Source organism: Bifidobacterium ramosum, from assembly GCF_009299505.1.
Taxonomy (GTDB): Bacteria; Actinomycetota; Actinomycetes; order Actinomycetales; family Bifidobacteriaceae; genus Bifidobacterium; species Bifidobacterium ramosum.
Window position 1 is genome coordinate 497,426 of record NZ_WBSM01000001.1, and the last position, 15,037, is coordinate 512,462.

The 15,037-nt window shown below is 64.3% G+C and carries 28 protein-coding genes and 1 tRNA gene; 3 read left to right on the forward strand and 26 right to left on the reverse strand.

Annotation, left to right across the window (positions count from 1 at the left end):
* Window positions 1-12 precede the first annotated feature (12 nt).
* From DSM100688_RS01970 to DSM100688_RS02040, 16 genes are all read right to left on the reverse strand, one after another.
* Complete coding sequence (locus DSM100688_RS01970; protein WP_152357474.1) at window positions 13-432, reverse strand: hypothetical protein; 420 nt, start codon at window positions 430-432, stop codon at window positions 13-15.
* A 47-nt stretch (window positions 433-479) separates the two neighbouring features.
* The gene (locus tag DSM100688_RS01975) at window positions 480-836 is read right to left on the reverse strand and encodes a hypothetical protein (protein ID WP_152357475.1); all 357 of its coding nucleotides are present in this window, start codon (window positions 834-836) and stop codon (window positions 480-482) included.
* A 124-nt stretch (window positions 837-960) separates the two neighbouring features.
* Window positions 961-1,533 carry a phage tail tube protein gene (locus DSM100688_RS01980; RefSeq protein ID WP_152357476.1) on the reverse strand — a complete coding sequence of 191 codons (573 nt, stop codon included), beginning with the start codon at window positions 1,531-1,533 and terminating at the stop codon, window positions 961-963.
* Window positions 1,534-1,554: 21 nt separating this feature from the next.
* On the reverse strand, window positions 1,555-1,923 hold the full coding sequence (locus DSM100688_RS01985; RefSeq protein ID WP_152357477.1) for a hypothetical protein: 369 nt from the start codon (window positions 1,921-1,923) through the stop codon (window positions 1,555-1,557).
* Window positions 1,923-2,204, reverse strand: coding sequence for a hypothetical protein (locus tag DSM100688_RS01990; protein WP_152357478.1), 282 nt, complete (start codon window positions 2,202-2,204; stop codon window positions 1,923-1,925). The genes DSM100688_RS01985 and DSM100688_RS01990 overlap by 1 nt, the downstream gene beginning before the upstream one ends.
* A 3-nt stretch (window positions 2,205-2,207) precedes the next feature.
* Window positions 2,208-2,555 carry a hypothetical protein gene (locus DSM100688_RS01995; protein WP_152357479.1) on the reverse strand — a complete coding sequence of 116 codons (348 nt, stop codon included), beginning with the start codon at window positions 2,553-2,555 and terminating at the stop codon, window positions 2,208-2,210.
* The gene (locus tag DSM100688_RS02000) at window positions 2,552-2,953 is read right to left on the reverse strand and encodes a Gp19/Gp15/Gp42 family protein (RefSeq protein WP_152357480.1); all 402 of its coding nucleotides are present in this window, start codon (window positions 2,951-2,953) and stop codon (window positions 2,552-2,554) included. The genes DSM100688_RS01995 and DSM100688_RS02000 overlap by 4 nt, the downstream gene beginning before the upstream one ends.
* A gap of 14 nt (window positions 2,954-2,967) precedes the next feature.
* Window positions 2,968-3,432, reverse strand: coding sequence for a head fiber protein (locus DSM100688_RS02005; protein ID WP_204316616.1), 465 nt, complete (start codon window positions 3,430-3,432; stop codon window positions 2,968-2,970).
* A gap of 5 nt (window positions 3,433-3,437) precedes the next feature.
* Window positions 3,438-4,388 (reverse strand): phage major capsid protein, encoded by a 951-nt coding sequence (locus DSM100688_RS02010; protein WP_152357481.1) that lies wholly within the window; start codon window positions 4,386-4,388, stop codon window positions 3,438-3,440.
* 31 nt (window positions 4,389-4,419) lie between these two features.
* Window positions 4,420-4,902, reverse strand: coding sequence for a helicase (locus DSM100688_RS02015; RefSeq protein WP_152357482.1), 483 nt, complete (start codon window positions 4,900-4,902; stop codon window positions 4,420-4,422).
* Window positions 4,903-4,974: 72 nt separating this feature from the next.
* Window positions 4,975-5,055: transfer RNA gene (locus DSM100688_RS02020), tRNA-Tyr, on the reverse strand.
* Between the two features lie 68 nt (window positions 5,056-5,123).
* Window positions 5,124-6,332: a VG15 protein gene (locus DSM100688_RS12410; protein ID WP_239519305.1), complete on the reverse strand. Its 1,209-nt coding sequence runs from the start codon at window positions 6,330-6,332 to the stop codon at window positions 5,124-5,126.
* A complete protein-coding gene (locus DSM100688_RS02025; RefSeq protein WP_152357483.1) occupies window positions 6,226-7,788 on the reverse strand; it encodes a phage portal protein in 1,563 nt (520 codons plus the stop codon). Before DSM100688_RS02025 ends, DSM100688_RS12410 begins: the two co-directional genes overlap by 107 nt.
* Complete coding sequence (locus DSM100688_RS02030; protein WP_204316617.1) at window positions 7,785-9,248, reverse strand: terminase large subunit; 1,464 nt, start codon at window positions 9,246-9,248, stop codon at window positions 7,785-7,787. Before DSM100688_RS02030 ends, DSM100688_RS02025 begins: the two co-directional genes overlap by 4 nt.
* A complete protein-coding gene (locus tag DSM100688_RS02035) occupies window positions 9,181-9,468 on the reverse strand; it encodes a hypothetical protein (RefSeq protein ID WP_152357485.1) in 288 nt (95 codons plus the stop codon). The genes DSM100688_RS02030 and DSM100688_RS02035 overlap by 68 nt, the downstream gene beginning before the upstream one ends.
* Before the next feature lie 122 nt (window positions 9,469-9,590).
* Window positions 9,591-9,938: an HNH endonuclease gene (locus tag DSM100688_RS02040; protein WP_239519275.1), complete on the reverse strand. Its 348-nt coding sequence runs from the start codon at window positions 9,936-9,938 to the stop codon at window positions 9,591-9,593.
* Window positions 9,939-10,052: 114 nt separating this feature from the next.
* Here DSM100688_RS02040 and DSM100688_RS12180 point away from each other — a divergent pair, with 114 nt between their 5' ends.
* The 3 genes from DSM100688_RS12180 to DSM100688_RS02045 all read left to right on the forward strand — a co-directional run bounded on the left by DSM100688_RS12180 (window position 10,053) and on the right by DSM100688_RS02045 (window position 10,601).
* Window positions 10,053-10,178: a hypothetical protein gene (locus tag DSM100688_RS12180; protein WP_275575899.1), complete on the forward strand. Its 126-nt coding sequence runs from the start codon at window positions 10,053-10,055 to the stop codon at window positions 10,176-10,178.
* Between the two features lie 65 nt (window positions 10,179-10,243).
* Window positions 10,244-10,399: a hypothetical protein gene (locus tag DSM100688_RS11725; protein WP_170286264.1), complete on the forward strand. Its 156-nt coding sequence runs from the start codon at window positions 10,244-10,246 to the stop codon at window positions 10,397-10,399.
* Complete coding sequence (locus DSM100688_RS02045; RefSeq protein WP_152357486.1) at window positions 10,389-10,601, forward strand: hypothetical protein; 213 nt, start codon at window positions 10,389-10,391, stop codon at window positions 10,599-10,601. The genes DSM100688_RS11725 and DSM100688_RS02045 overlap by 11 nt, the downstream gene beginning before the upstream one ends.
* A gap of 176 nt (window positions 10,602-10,777) precedes the next feature.
* On the opposite strand, the gene DSM100688_RS02050 is transcribed toward DSM100688_RS02045, so the two are convergent.
* The 10 genes from DSM100688_RS02050 to DSM100688_RS11730 all read right to left on the reverse strand — a co-directional run bounded on the left by DSM100688_RS02050 (window position 10,778) and on the right by DSM100688_RS11730 (window position 15,027).
* Window positions 10,778-11,191, reverse strand: a complete 414-nt coding sequence (locus DSM100688_RS02050) for a type II toxin-antitoxin system HicB family antitoxin (protein WP_152357487.1) — start codon at window positions 11,189-11,191, stop codon at window positions 10,778-10,780.
* On the reverse strand, window positions 11,188-11,475 hold the full coding sequence (locus tag DSM100688_RS02055) for an addiction module antidote protein (RefSeq protein ID WP_152357488.1): 288 nt from the start codon (window positions 11,473-11,475) through the stop codon (window positions 11,188-11,190). The genes DSM100688_RS02050 and DSM100688_RS02055 overlap by 4 nt, the downstream gene beginning before the upstream one ends.
* Complete coding sequence (locus tag DSM100688_RS02060) at window positions 11,469-11,780, reverse strand: type II toxin-antitoxin system RelE/ParE family toxin (protein WP_152357489.1); 312 nt, start codon at window positions 11,778-11,780, stop codon at window positions 11,469-11,471. Before DSM100688_RS02060 ends, DSM100688_RS02055 begins: the two co-directional genes overlap by 7 nt.
* A gap of 31 nt (window positions 11,781-11,811) precedes the next feature.
* The gene (locus DSM100688_RS11985; protein WP_239519276.1) at window positions 11,812-12,573 is read right to left on the reverse strand and encodes a hypothetical protein; all 762 of its coding nucleotides are present in this window, start codon (window positions 12,571-12,573) and stop codon (window positions 11,812-11,814) included.
* Window positions 12,574-12,651: 78 nt separating this feature from the next.
* On the reverse strand, window positions 12,652-12,849 hold the full coding sequence (locus DSM100688_RS02070; protein ID WP_152357490.1) for a hypothetical protein: 198 nt from the start codon (window positions 12,847-12,849) through the stop codon (window positions 12,652-12,654).
* A complete protein-coding gene (locus DSM100688_RS02075) occupies window positions 12,846-13,049 on the reverse strand; it encodes a hypothetical protein (protein WP_152357491.1) in 204 nt (67 codons plus the stop codon). Before DSM100688_RS02075 ends, DSM100688_RS02070 begins: the two co-directional genes overlap by 4 nt.
* The gene (locus DSM100688_RS12185) at window positions 13,046-13,177 is read right to left on the reverse strand and encodes a hypothetical protein (protein WP_275575900.1); all 132 of its coding nucleotides are present in this window, start codon (window positions 13,175-13,177) and stop codon (window positions 13,046-13,048) included. Before DSM100688_RS12185 ends, DSM100688_RS02075 begins: the two co-directional genes overlap by 4 nt.
* Window positions 13,174-14,142, reverse strand: a complete 969-nt coding sequence (locus tag DSM100688_RS02080) for a hypothetical protein (protein WP_152357492.1) — start codon at window positions 14,140-14,142, stop codon at window positions 13,174-13,176. Before DSM100688_RS02080 ends, DSM100688_RS12185 begins: the two co-directional genes overlap by 4 nt.
* Window positions 14,143-14,208: 66 nt before the next feature.
* Window positions 14,209-14,724, reverse strand: a complete 516-nt coding sequence (locus DSM100688_RS02085; protein WP_152357493.1) for a hypothetical protein — start codon at window positions 14,722-14,724, stop codon at window positions 14,209-14,211.
* Window positions 14,725-14,868: 144 nt separating this feature from the next.
* Window positions 14,869-15,027 carry a hypothetical protein gene (locus DSM100688_RS11730; RefSeq protein WP_163146770.1) on the reverse strand — a complete coding sequence of 53 codons (159 nt, stop codon included), beginning with the start codon at window positions 15,025-15,027 and terminating at the stop codon, window positions 14,869-14,871.
* Window positions 15,028-15,037: the final 10 nt, after the last annotated feature.

The window sequence follows — 15,037 nt, forward strand, 5'->3', positions numbered from 1 at the left end:
TCCTCTGTTCTGTTATCCGTCCGCGCCGTCCGGAGTGCCGGACCGGTATGGTTCCGCTCCGATGTCGACGAACCGTTGGCTGCGGTATTCCTCGAATTCCTCGAGGGTCATCGCCACCGGCTTGATGGCGCGCCCCCGAGACTCCGGCACGGTCCGGCCGGGCTGCCGTTCCGTTTTCTTCGTTCCCGGACGCGGCAGCGGCTCGGGCCGTGGCCCGCGTTTCTTCGGGTCGGCGTTGCCCCACATCCACATGTTCATCTGGTCGGCCTGCAGGGCGAGCAGATGTTCGACGGGCGTCCATGCGTCCGGCACGTCGAGCCGGCGCCACACGAGGGAGCCGGGAGGCAGGTTCGCCGCGAGGTCCGCGCACGTGCCGACGCGGATCCCGCCATCCCATAGGTCGTCGAGGTCGAGCCCGTATGTTCGCCGCATGTCGGCCCGCAGCAGGTCCGGGCATTCATGCAGCAGGCATACGAGCGTCAGGAGTTTGGGGCGCTCTTCTCCAGCAGCTCGCCCATGAACTCCGTCACGGCCTTCATGGGGATGCGTCCGGTGGCGGGATCGCGCAATGCGGCCTTGACCTTCGGATAGGCGTCGCCGCACATCCTGCGCAGGAACGGGATGAGCTGGAACGCGCCTTCGGGGTTCTCCGCGGCGTTCTGCAGGTCGTACAGGTCCTCGAGCATGTCGAGGTCGTCGAAGATCGACGGGTCGACTCGCAGCGCGACGCCCTGCACGGTGATGGTCCTCGCCGGCCCTGCGGGCTTGTGGTCCCGAGGCGCGCCGGCGGGCTCGTTGTTCGGGATGAGGCTGTTGCTATGGCGTTTGCGTGACATTCGCTTCTCCGATCACAAAAGGGCCCGCTTCTCATGGATGATCTCAAAAAAGGGGAAGGGGTTCCGCATGCGGCGAAGAAGCGGGGAAGAAGCCGCATGCGGAAGAATTCGGGGCGTCGCCGCGTCACTTGCCGGCGGACGCCGGCTTGCTGATGTACTCGATGCTGGTGACGCCGTTGCCCATGTCGTTGAACGCGCAGGTAACGTCGTAGACGCTCGCGTCGCCGGCGTGCTCCTGACGTTCGCCGAACTCGGCGCGGGACGAGGCGCCGGCCACGAGACGGTCCAGCACTCCGCCGGTCTTGATCATCTCGAACACGAGGGGGAAGTCCTCGTCGGACGGCATCGCGTGCTTGATGGTCATGTTCTTGTCCATGCCGGTCACGTTCTCTCCGCCGTAGCGCAGCTTCGCGGCCTCGAGGCGGAGCACTTCGAGGAGCTTGAACTGCGCGGACTCCGCGTACGAGCTGATGACCTTCATGACGGTGTTGCCGTTCGCGTCCTTGACCTCGGTCGTGTCGGTGTCGGACGCGATCGTCAGACCGTCCTCGTCGAGGTAGCCGAGCAGCTTGTAGGCCGCCGGCAGCGGGGTCGTCGCGTCGGTCGGCAGCGGGGAGCCGTGCGGCGCCCAGTAGATGTATCCGCCGATCTTGAACTTTCCGAGCGACACGTTGGTCGCGTCATTCGCTTCGGCCATGATGTTTCCTTTCGCGATGGTTCAGCCCACCTGGATGGTGGGCTGGATGAGTATCTGGTAACGGGCCCGCCCGTCCGGGGCGGGGAAGTCGGACATTCCGGTCACGTCCACGCAGGCGACCATGTCGAGCAGGGGGAGGCGTTGGAGACGAGGCAGCACGAGGCTTGAGGCGGCGTCGGCGACCTGGTACGAGGATCGTCCCCACACCTGCACGGCGACCAGCGGGCGAGACCGGAACCATTCCTCGACGCCGCCGACGCGTTCCACGGTGACGAACGTCGACGGGTCGGCGGAATCGGAGTCGAACGGCACATCCATCGACGCCGGCCAGTCCGCGAGAGCCGGATCCGCGTTCAACCAGGCGACGACGGTTTTCTCGACCGGGGCCATCAGCCGCCTCCCAACGCCTTGACGAGCGTGTTGTGCTTCGCGTTGTGCTTCCAGCATCCGGGGTCGCCGCTGCTGGTGGCGATGGCGACCGCGCCCGGTTCGGTGGGGATCGGACCCAACGCGCGGAACTGCGCGTGCTCTGGATGCGAGCATTCGCTCAGGGCGCGCTGGTTCGCACGGTCGGCGAGCTTCTCGGCCTCGGATTTGATCGCGCCCAACACGGCCGGCGACTGGCGGAACGCGGTGAAGCCGGCGAGGTTCAGTTTCACGTGAGCGCTCATGACTTATCCTTTCGAATCGGTCAGTTCGACGGTGAGGTTCCACCGGGTGGGTGTGATCCCGCCGTCGACCGGCAGCGGATCACCCACCACCCGATAGCCGTGGTCGCGCACGGTGACGATCGCGCCCCTGAGACTGCGGTACGTCCACGTGCGCGGGAACGCCAGGGTGAGCGCGACGGTGATGCCCTCGGGGCGGGTGGAGTCCGTGGCGTTCGAGTCCGCGCCCGGTTTGACGAGCACGTCGTCGACCGTCTCGGATTCGGTTCGCCATATGGGATTGTTGCCGCCGTCACGTTCACCGCTGTCCGCACGCCACGTGACGGTCACCCGTTCGCCATGCAACCGGCTCATGCTGATGCCTCCCCGTTCGACAAATCGATCGACCACATGCGCTGCACGCCGCAGCCCAACGACCGCAGTTCCGATTTCGTCAGGTACAGGTCGCCGTCGGGGTTGCTGTACGAGTACGATTCGGTGAACCCGTTCGCGGTCTGCGTGCCCTGCGTCACCCCGGCCAGATCCCGGTTGAGCATGGCCCGTTTGACCATCGCGCAGCAGACGCGCCGCAACGTGGCCTCGGAGGATTCACGCCAGCGTGGGCAGTCGGTCATGATCTTGTCCGACGCGTCCGCGAGCAGCGTCTCCGCGGTCTCCCGTTCGTCCGGAGTCAATGCACGCCAGCGTTTGACGAGATCATCGGCCACCGCGAACGGTGGATGCGGTGTCGCGTCGTTGTTGCCGTCGGCCATGCGCGCACCTCCTGCTAGGCGGCGATCACGCCGGACGTGCGCAACTGGGCGAGCAGCGCGTTGACCGTGGTCACGATCGCCGGAGCGGTCGCGTCGGCGGCGAGGTTCGCGACGGCCGCGCCCTTCTTCACGCCGCCCAACGCGGTGCCGGCCGCGGGCAGCGTGTACGGCGTGCCCGCGCCGATCGCGGTGCGGGCCGCGGCCGCGTCGGTCGCCTTCATCACGGCCCGGCCGGTCACGGTTACACCCGTCAGCGTGTCCGCGGTCGGAGCTGTAGGAACGGCGGGGATGACGCCTTTGGCGAGCTTGTCGGCGGTGATGCCGCCCGCGAGCATCGCGTTCGTGACCGAACCCGCCGCGGGAGCGCCGCCGATGTCGACCGGATTGCCGTCAGCGTCGAATGCGGCGACCTGTTCGATGAGCTGCCCGGGTTCGGGCTTGTCCTGGTGCACGAACTGCACCTGAGCGTTCAATCCCATGACGATCACGCTCCCGTGGTGCCGGCCGGCTGGATCACGTACGCCGGGAAGCGCTTGGTCTTGTCCGGCTGCACGTCGTTGATTGGGTTCGCGATCTGGAAGCCGACGCGGAACACGACGCGCATGGCCACGCAGTCCTGCTGCGCAAGGTTGAGCACGACCTTGCCGTCGTCGTCGGTGATGACCGCCTGGTCAAGCATCTTGTACGTGATGTCCTGACGGATACCGACCACGAAGTTCGACCAGTCGGCGCCGAGCAGCAAGGCCTTGGTGGTGTCCCACGCGCCGTTCGTGACCTCGTTGAGACCAAATCCGTACAGGGTGGAAGGGGTGCCGGACGCGAGCGACGGCACGTAGATCGGCGAACCGTTCGCGTTACGCAGACCGATCAGCTGCCAGTTGAGGCCTGGCTGCGAGGCGAAACCGTTCATCGCGAAACCCTGCTCCGCGAGCTTCTGGCCCATCGACGCGACGTCCTTGGCGAGATCCTTGCCCTGCGTGAGCGTATTGCCCGCGGCGATGGCCTGCGGGATGATGCCGTCGGGGAACGAAGCGGGCTTGTCCACGCCGAACAGGGTCGCCTGATCCAGCTTGTAGCCGAGAGCCGCCGCCAGACGAGGCTGCACCTCGCTCCACAGCGGGATGCCGGAATCGGCGATGACGGCCTCCGGAATCGGTACGATCGCGGCCATCTCCTCGGCCGTGATGCTCAGGCCGCTCCACTTCATCTTCGTGGTCTGCTTGAGACCGGTGTCGCCGCCGACCCAGTAGGCGAGCGGCTTGGAATCCAGCACCGGCTGAACGCGCGTACGCGTCGACATGCGGATCTGACGCATACGGGTCAGGGACACGGACGACTTCGGCGCATCCTGGATGATCTGGTTGGCGTACTCGGTGGGGATGAGACCACCGCCGAGATCACCGCTGGTGATGATGGAATTCACGTTGGAAGCCATCACTAGTCCTTTCTAATCAATGAAAATCGTTCTATTTGTTTTGGAGGATCGAGTCACGGAGCCAATCGCCGGACGAACCGCCACCGTCGGGCAATGGTTTCGAAGGAGCGGCATGCACGACAGGCCGGGTTCTCTCCGCGATGTACTCGTTGATGGCCTTCGCATGCGCCTGCATCGCTTCGAGCGAATCACCGACGATGAGATTCGCCGGCAAGCCGGATTCCTCCGCCACCTGCGAGCGCCATGCGGATGTCTGTTTTTCGGCCTTCAGCGTGTCGAGTTCCTTTTGGAGTTTCGCGGTGCGAGCTTCGGCCTTTTGGGCTTCGCTCATCTGCGATTCTTTGAGCTGTTGCAGTTCGTCGGCGGCTGCCTTGTTGTCCTTGGCGCGTTTCTCCCATTCGCGTGAGTGGGAGACGGCTTCGCGGTATTTGGCCTCCCAGTCCGTGGGCTTGGTCTCGCCGTGCGGTTCGGCCGTGTCCTGCGGCTGTTCGGTGGTGTTGGCTTCCTCTGCCATGGGTTCCTCCTGTTGGGTGTATGGGCCCGTTGCGGGCGTGAAAGAGGCCGCCCGTGCGAGCGGCGGGATGAGTGGTGGGTGCAGGATTCGAACCTGCGTGGCGTGTGCGGCCGCTTTACAGGCGGCTCCATTCGGCCTCTCTGGCAACCCACCGGGGATTGGGGTATGATCGAAGATGTAAGCGCCCCCGGCATCGCCCTTTTTGGTGAAGCCCGAGGCGCTTACTTGATTCGCAGCAGCTTGCCGCTCTTGGTGATGACGTATACGGCTCCGCGGCGGAAGCGATGGCTCCGGTTGATGAATTCGACGAGTTGCTCATCGGTTAGGTAGAGGCTCTCCGTATTGTCGAATATCAGTCTTGTCGCATCAGCTTTCTTGCTGGTGTTGCCGAGGTAGGAGTCTATGGTTCTGGCGGTTTTGGCGGTGTCCAGGGTTTTGATCTCCGTGCCGCCTCTCCAATCCGCGAGCCCGGCTCTTTCCATGACATGCGTCCGGGGGTTCTCGATTTCCTTGTAATCCACTTGGAAGTACGGTTTGATGCCGTGCATGCGGGCCCGTTCGGCGGTGCGTATCTCCTGCGCGCGGTTCTCCTCGGTCTCCTTTCTCAGGGCTTCGTTGGCGAACTCTATTGCCGGTTGTGTGCCGTCGTACAGCCATTGGCGGTCGCGCCAGTCCATTTCGTGAAGGATCTCCCTTGTGATCCATTGGTCGAACGTCAATGGCGTGGCCTTGTCGTTCTCCTTGGCGAGTGGATCCAGATAGGTCTGCTGGTATCTGTCCTGTGTGAGGAGATCCTCGACCGTGCTGCGGCATGCCGTATAGCGTTTGTAGAGCGCTTCGGGGTCGTATCCCTCGATTTTCGGGTTCTTTTTGTCCCAGTTGGGGATGATCTCGCAGTCGCAGTCGGCGTGGTAGTCGTTCATGTCGCCGCCGGCGGATTCCGCCGACGCGTACACGAAGCCACGGGAGGCGAGCATGATGCAGAACGCGCAGGTCGGCCCCTGCGGCACGCGCGCATAGCGTGGCTTGCGTGGATCCTTCCTCGCGTTGGCGTGGATCGTGTCCCGTCCGGACTGTTTGACCCACCGGTCGAGCGCGGAGTTGGCCCAGGGAAGGAACTCCTCGGGGTCGTCACCGAAGAGCACCCCCGCCTTCCACCGGATGCTCTTGCGCATGGCGGTGTCGTCGAACGGAGCCGCCGCCTGGGCGTCGTATTCCTCGTCGAACCATTTGCGGCGCGTCCGTTCGTACCATTCGGCGGCGGCCGTGCTGGACTGGTCGCCGTACTTCGCGGCGACCGCCGGCAACAAGTCCAGCAGCGCGTCACGTTGCAGGCTGGGCGGCAGATCCTGTATCTGCTGCCAGATCCTGCCCAGTTCCAGCCGGGCGAGCCTGACCGCCTCCGACTGCGCGGTCTGCAGCGCCGTCAGATCCGTCCGGGTTATTTGCGGCATTGCCTGCGCTCCTTAACAGATCGTTCAACACGCTCGACGCGGCCGCCTTGCGCTTGTCCGACAACAGGCGGGTGATGTCCGCGTCGGGGAAATTGAGTTTTTCAAGGATGACGCGACTGTTCGCGAGCCATGGAATCGCCTGCACCATCTTGAGCACCGCGTCGGCCATCGCCGCCTGCGAAGGCCGTTCAGGATCCCGCCAGTTGACCTTGAGATGTTTCAATGCCTCGTCATCCGGACTCGTACCGTTCAATACGGCCATGTCACGGGCGGCGCAGCATAATTGGCCGCCGAACGCGTCACAGGTGTTGCGAGCCTCGATGACCAATTCCGTCTCCGCGGCAGCGATCGCATCAGCACTGGACGGGCCTGAATCGGTCATGACGCCCAGCTGGGCCATCGGCACGCCGGTGGCGCCGCTGAACCTGCCGGCCAAGGTGCGCAGCATGTCGGAATGCGGCTGCATCGTCATCTGCGAGAACTGGCCGATCGAAGGCATCTGGCCGTCCTCGTCTCGGCCTATGACCAGCATCTTCGACAATGCGGCCTGCCATCCCGTCAAGGTCTTGCCGCTCACGCCGGCTGGCGGCTCGGCGCCGAGCAGGTAACGCTGCGGACTCGAATAGAATTCCGCGCTGACCTCCATGCGCAGCATCGTACGCACCGCCGTATCGGTCAGACTCATGACCTCGCGGTTGATACGGCTGCGGCCGAATGGCCTGTGCAGATCCTGATGGTAGGGCAGCACATACACGGGAACATGCCCCATGTTCGTCTCGCGCGGCTCGTCGGCAATATAACGGCCATTGGACAGCCTATGGATACGCACCGTGAACCCGGGCTCGTACAGCATGATCTCCGAGGGAACCAGCGTATGGGTATCGGCGTAAATTCGCTGATCAATATCCAATATGGTCATTGCGGCCGTGAGCCCATGGCGCTCCCAACTCCACAGGCCGGTCGCGTACAGAGCGGAATGGAATGACACGACTACTTTGGAGTCGATGCCATCCTCCGGCGTTGCGGATCGTACCGCGAGGAACGAGCATGAGTGGGTAAGGCCGGAGCGGGTCGCCTGAGGCAGCATGCCTATGAAATCGTTCGCCTGCAGTACCTCGTCCAAACCAAGCGGGTCCAAGTCGTCGCCGGTGGTCACGAACCCATCGAAGCGTACACGGTTGGCGAGCACGTCCACGGCCTTCGCGGGCCAGCCGACCACCTCGTCCAGTTTCGCGCTTTCCAGACTGTCGGGCACCGCTATGCCCAGATTCTTCAGCCGGTTGCGCCCGTCGTAATAGGTGGAGCGCAGCATGTTGCGATCCACCCTCATGGACCATTGCCGGCACATTGCCGTCCAATCCGCCTGAAAACCAGAGGGAAGATCATCGACGTCGGACATCATCTGCCACAACAGCGGGATAGGTTCGCTCATAACGCCACCGCCTTCGCTTTACGTCCCGGACGCCTTTTCGATGTGAACGCGCCGTGCAATGCCAACGTGACTGCCTGCAACGGGCTGATGTCGATGTCCGAGCCTTTCTTGTTCCATGCGCGCATGCCGTTGGGACCCATGTCGCGCAGCGTGACGTTGCGGGCGGCCGAGTCGAGCTGGGGCTGCTGGTCGGCGGGCAGGTGCCACAGTGTTCCCGCGTGGATCATGTCGAGCATCCTTCCCGTGGCCGCTCCCAGGTCGCGCGTCTGCGTGACCGTGACCCTGACGTGTCGTTTCTGCAGGTCGGGCACGAGGCTCATGGCGGGCGACTGCGTGTCGACCACGACCGCGCAGGTCTTCGGCCAGCGTTCCGCGAGCCATTCGACCGCCCATGCGATCCCGTTGCGTTTCACGTCCACGTACTCCTGCAGGTTCACCAGCGCGGTATCGTCCCCGTGGCGGACGGCGACGCCGATCGCCAACGCCGACCGGTCGGGCGGCATGTCGAGCCCGTAGGCGACGCGCCCGTCGAGGTCGGGTTCCCTGACGACGCCGGCGTCCCATTGTTTCGGGTCGATCGCGTTCGCGGTGGCGTCCTCGTCCCAGATACCGAGGCATTCGCGGCGGAAGTTGTCGGCGGTGAACTGTCCGTACAGATTGAGGATGGATTCGTCGCTCGTGTGGTTCGGGTATGAGGGATTGGCCTTGCGCCATTGGCTGCGGTCGAGGGGGTCGCAGTCGCGGTCGGCGCTGAACTCCACGTACATCGTGTTCCTGACCTTGTGCGCGAGTGCTTCACTGCGGTGTCTGGCGAAGACCTCGCCTTCCATGTCGGGGGCGGGCGGCGTGCCCATGTAGATCGTCTGCGGGTTGTCGGCACGGTTCTGCGTCGGCAGCACGGCCGCGAGCGCGGAGTCGGACAGTTGCTGGGCCTCGTCCAGGACGATCAGGCCGACCTTCTTGAAGCCGCGGATCGCACCGTTCTCGCGGGCCTTGAACGCGAGCGTGCTGCCGTTGCGGAATTCGAAGCGCTCCTGCCCGGCGGCGGAGTGCACGCCCTTGACGGGGTCGATGTAGGGCAGCATCAGATCGTTGTACACGATCTCGTCGCGCATCGTCAGGAACGTGTCATGCGTGACGGAGAAGTGGTGCGTGGTCCAGATTGCCGTGAATCGCGGCTGCTGGATGCATCGCTGGAACGGAATGAACCCGATGTCGTACGTTTTTCCCGCCTGCCGGGGGATGGAGATGTCGCCGTTGCGCGCGGCCCATTTGCCGTCGGCGCGTTTGGCGAGCAGCAGGCGGTTGATGTCGCGCTGCCAGTCGTCCAGGTCGAAGCCCAGGGAGCGGACGAACGCGTACAGAGCTGGTTCGGCGGTGCTCACGATGCCGTCAGGGATGATCGTCTGCGCCGATCCGGTCACCCAGAGGCTCGTCGGCGACGTTGAGTGCTGTTGCAACCGGGTTCTCCTTCTCCGCTTCGGCCATGTCGATGGCCTCGATCTGCTCGGTGATGTCCACGATCCGTTTCGTCAACGCCGCCAGATCGCGTGGCGAAACCTTGCCGGAATCCAACTGGTCTGCGATCAGGTTGCGCAGGCTCACCAATAGTCGGCGGCGATCCCCGGAATTGGCGGCGTTCCTTACCGTCGCCTGTCTTTTCGAAGCACGTCCAGCCATCCGAAGACACCTCCTGACGGTCGGATTCCTCCTTCCGGAACCTGTGGAAAAACACGTGTAAAAAAATAGGCGCTATGCGCCGGGGGAGCCGAAGCCGGGTGGGGAGGGGATACCGGGGTGGGTCACAGGTCGAGTCGTTGGAATGGGATCGCGGTCGGTTTGGTCTGGGTGTTCGTGCCGTTGCCGTTGAGGATGTTGGAGACTTCTCGCCTTGCCCATTGCAATGTGTGCGTTCCTTTGACTTGGTTGCACCATCGGTGCGCGGCTCCGCTGTTGGCGTAGGTGAGCGTGCCGCCTCTCGCCAATGGGATCGTCTCGTCGACGACGTAGCTCCATGGGTGCGGTGGTTTGAGCGTGTAGTCGATGGGCCGTCCGCAGATGTAGCAGCATGTGTTCGCGGCCTTGACGCGGGCTCGCATGAGGCGTCGCCTGTGACCGTTGGCATACCGTGGGTTGTGCTTGTGCGCCATGGTGTTCACCGCCTTGGGATCGTTGGAATGTGTCGGCGTGTCGCGTGTTCCCGGCTTGCATATCTCTCATTATTAAGATATGATAGTTATGTCGATCAAGGAAAGGAGGTGAGCATGGAACTCAAGGATTGGCTTCAACTGATCACCAGCTGGATCGCCATCGGCGTGACCATCTGGGTGGAGCTGCGCAAGGACGGCAACCCCAAGAAGGGAACCAAGCGCAAGCGCCGCAAGAAGTAAACAGGGTTCCGGCTACTCCACTTAGCCGGAACCCCTCCCGCCAATCCTAGAACACCATGAACACCATGAACAAATCAAGAACACTCGCCACAATGAGCATGCTCTTCGCCGTCATATCCGCCATGTTCGCCGCATCCGACCAGCGCATCGGAGCCATAGGCTTCGCCATCGCCGCCGGACTCGCCGGACTACTCGCCGGATGGAAACACGATGACGACTGAATACCTCGGCGTCAAACAGGTCGCCGAACACCTCGGCATCACCCAAGGCGCACTCCTGACACTCAAACTACCCGAACCCGACGCAATGATCGGCCGCACCCGCGGCTGGTCAGCCAAAACCATCGACCAATGGAACGCGCAACGTCCCGGCCGAGGCGTCGGCGGAGGCCGACCACGCAAACACCCCAAAACAACCGACTGACCAAGAACGGCGCTCGCGGATATACCGTGAACGCCGTTCTTTTGTCGGTGGTTTGTCCGGTATGCGAAAGCCCCGGAGGCTTGTCGCTGTCCGGGGCTTTGCACACTGATGCTGATACGCAGTATACCACGGGGTGGCGGCAGCCTACTGCCGCTTGGGTTGCGTTTTTCGGAAGATCAGCTGTAGCGTTCGTCGTCGAGCAGGGCTTCGAGTCGTTCGCGTAGGATCGTCGAGTAGTCGATCCCATGCTTGTTGGCCCATGTGATGAGCCATTTCGGCAGTTCGATTTCCACCGTGTCGATGTGGTTGCCGTATTGTTTGGCGTATTCGTCGGGGTCTACGAGGACGAGGGTCACGATGGCGTCCGCGGTGTCGGGGTGGATGTCCGCCATGTTCGATGCCCGTGGGGCTTTTCGTCCTTCCTCGAGTTCGCCGAGTATCCAGCCGTTGGCGGCGTCCTGCGCCATGTAGAGCGCGTCTGCGAGGTCGTATCCTTCGGTGATGACGCCTTTCAGGTCCGGCAGCTCCGCCGTGTAGCCGCCCGTGCCGTCCCTGAACGGCGTGAGGATGGCCGGGTAGGCGAGTTTCATGCCTGCGCCGCCTGGATGCTGATGCGGCCGCCGAGCGCGTGGATGACCTTGAGGATGGTCGCGAAGCTGGGGTTGCCGTCCTTGCTCAGGCTCTTGTAGAGGCTTTCGCGGCCGACGCCGGCCTCCTTGGCGATCTGTCCCATGCCGCGGGCCTTGGCGACGTCGCCGATGGCGGCCTGCATGAGCGCGGGGTCGCCGGTTTCGGCGGCCGCGTCGAGGTAGTCGATGATGTCCTGTTCGGTTTTGAGGTATTCGCTGGCGTCCCAGGCTTTGACGTTTACCATTGGTGTTCCTCCTTGAGCTGCTTGAGCAGGCTGTGGGCGTGGTCGATGTCGGCCTGCTGTCCTCGTTTGGTGCCGCCGGCGAGCAGCAGCATGAGGATGTCGCCTTTCTGCGCGAAGTAGACGCGGTATCCGGGGCCGAAGTGGAAGCGGAGTTCCGCGACGCCTTCTCCTACGGTATTGATGTCGCCGACGGGCTTGCCGGCGATGTCGCACTGTCGGATGCGGGAGATGATCTTGGCGCGGTCCTTGCCGTTTTTCAGCTTGTCGAGCCATGCGTCGAATTCGTCGGTGGTTTCGATCCTCATGCCACTATTGTATCTTGTGGAATACGATATGTCAATCGTTGCGTGAGCCCATCGCCATCGCGAGCACCTCACGCACCGAGAACTCCCAGTAGCCGTCCGTCACCGGTTTGGACGAGGGGAGCTTGCCGCGGCGGATCCAGTCGGTGACCTGCTTGCGGCCGATCTCGTACCCGTACTCGTGTTTGAGCCATTCGGCCAGACCGGCGGGCGTGCGCGTCAGATGGCAGCGGTCGACCCGTTCGCCCATGTCCGTCCTGAGCGCGGGGACGTTGACCAGCGTGCCGCATCGTTCGCAGATTCGCCACGTCTCGCCGGGCGCGGCCGTGATCTCCGCGTCGCATCCGCCGGCGGGGCAGATGCCGACGATGCGCCGGCGTCGTGGTCTGCGGTCGACGAGCGGCTGGATCCGCAGATCATAGCGCGCCGTGAGCCGCAGGTAACGGCCGGCGTGCGGGGCCTTGCACAGGTCGGCCATATGGGTCATCATGCGCGGCAGCAGTTTCTGCCATGCGTCCGACCAGACGGCCCCGGCATCGGCCCATGCGGATTGGAGCATGTCCTCGGTCTCGGCGAGCAGGTCGTATCCGTGCAGGATGACCGGCGTCGGCGCCGAATCGCCCGAACCGCCGCCTGTCTCGCTCTCCGCGAGCCGGTATTCGCGACGGCTGACCGCCTGCAGCAGCAGCATGTCGCGGCGCAGCGAATGCAGCGCGGCCGCGTATTCGCGCCGGCACGACGGACACAGCGTCCATCGCCCGTCGACGGTGTTGGTGCAGTTCTGGCATGTGCGCATGGCGAAACCCCCTGTAAGCGGCTAGACTGGAACACGCGCTAACTACTCCAGCCCCCGGCCGCAGGACCGGGGGTTTCCTTATTCGCCGAAGTCGAACGACGGCGGTTCGATGAACTCGGGCCTGTACCGGTCGGATTTGCTTGCGGGCGGCTCCGGGTAGGTGAGCACGGCCCTCACCTCGTCGACGGTGAGGTTGAGGAGTTTCGCGGTGGTGGGGATGCCGTAGCCGCGTTCCGCCCAGTGATGGATCATCTCGCGTTTGGCCTTGCTGGTCATGGTTCCTCCGTTCCGGCGTCTTGGTTTTCCAACTGGTTGATGGCTTCGACGATGTCCTCGATGAGCAGGCGGCTTTCCTGCCATGCGAGCTCGTAGCCGAGGATGAACGTCTCGGGTTTGCTCAGCGCGTTCAGGTCGAGGTCAAGCGAGGTGAGCGCGTGCATGCTGCGCTGGCGTGGGGTGGGGAAGATCGTGGTCATTGCCGTTTCGCCTCCTCGACGAATCGTCGGTACAGTTCCGGGTCGAGCCTGCGCAGCGCCCGGCGGAAGCCGGGATCGCGGCAGAACAGCACGAACGGGCGCGTCCATGCCTCCCTGCGGGTCGTCATCGCGTCGCCTCCGCCTCGTCGATGATCCGTCGGGCGGCCTCGGCTGGCGGCGTGCCGTCGCGGACGAGCGCGATGAGCCGCCGGCGTGCGGTGAACGGGTCCACGCCGTCCGGGAGCCGTTCGAGCAGGTTGCGGCCGATCCACGCCTCGGACGGCAGCTCCGGCCTCGCCTCGGCGGGCTCGTGGTCGCGCCATTGGCCGTTCGTGAGCCAGTTCGCCGGCTGCGGGATGAACCGGTCGAGCTTGCCCTCGTCGCGGCATGCCTTCGCGAACGCGGCGGCCGAGGCCGTGAGGCGTGCGGGCGTGGCCCCGTCGACGAGCGCCAGCCGGTACGCGTCGAGCGTGCGCCGGCGGTTCCCGTGCTTCGGGTACGCCGCCTCGAACGCCCGGAACCCCTCGTCGTCGAAGCCGTTGTCGTCCGCCTTCGACCCCTCCGCGGAGGGGGTAGGGGGAGGATTTTGTTCTTGGTTATTGGTTATTGGTTCTTGGTTAAAAGACACGGGCGTGACAGTGTGGTTGTCACGGCGTGACACATGCGTGACGGTCGCGTGACCGTCATCGGACACGGGCGTGACGGTGTGGTCGTCGTCGGCTGGAACGGCGGTGTCACGGTCGCGTTCGCGCTTGCGGCGCTGGCGTTCCGTGGCCTTCTCCCGTGACTGCTCGATCTGCTCGCTGCTGTTCTGGTACTTGAGGTACGAGCGCAGCACGTACACGTCGCCGTCCCCGTCGGGCAGGGGCTGGAGCATGCCGGAGGCGATCAGGTCGTTCAGATCCTCCTCGGACGCGCCGAGCACGTAGAGCAGCGTGTCCTCGTCGATGCGGCCGTCGGTGGCGTGGTCGGAGCACCACGAGATCGCGAGCACGTGCAGCAGCGCCGAGGCCGGGTTGCGCCGGCGCAGCTTGAGCACGTCCTTGTCCTGCCAGTATCCGTTCGACAGTCGCGCGTATCCCTTGCTAGCCATGTCGTCCTCCGATCCATCCGATGAATATGGTGGCCGCCAGTATGGCGGCCGAGATGATCCAGTCCCTCACGATTCGCCCCCGTCGGCGTCGGGGCCGAGCGGCTGGCCGTAGTTGCACAGCAGCGCGAACTGGTGGACGGTGATCATGGTGACGTCCTTGTTGCGTCCGACCGCCTGCGAGCCTTCGGTCACCCGGTCGATCGTGCGGATGTCCACGTGGCCGAGCATCTGCTCGAGCACGTCGGTGTACGTGTACGCGAGCTGCATGCCCTGGCGTCGGATCGTGGACAGGCCCACGCCCGCCGCCTTCTGCAACACCCACGGATAGGGTGAGTCCTGGTTGCCGGCCTCGCGGTCGGCCTCGCGCATGTGCGGGCCGATGTTCGGCGCGCTCGTCCACTTGCATTCGATCGTGACCGGCTCGCCGAAGAAGAACACGTTGCCGATGTCGCCGAGATCCTTCGCCCCGTGCAGGCGCAGCCGTTGGATGCGCCGGTCGTCGAGCGCCCAACGCAGGTAGCCGGCCATCGCCGTCTCGAAGCGCGTGCCGTTCGTCCTCGCGGTCCGTCTGCTGCGTGTCATGTCATTCGTCCCTGTAGTAGTCGTATGGGTCATCGTGTCCGCGTTCGTCCATGCACCGTCCGGACGCGTTCATGGGGGCGCCGCACAGCGCGCAGCACGCGCACTCGTGCGGCGTCTCCCACACCAAGGGGTCGACCGGCCTGCTCACCGTCCGTCGTCCCCGTGGTTTTCGGGCGGGTCGAAGCTGCGCCGCAGGTCGGCGAGCATGACCATCTCCCGGCTCTTCAACGGCTTGGCGAGCATGTCGGGCGTCGCCTCGTCGGGGATGAGCGCCTCCTGCGACGCCTTCGCGTTGGATGCCATGATTCGTTCC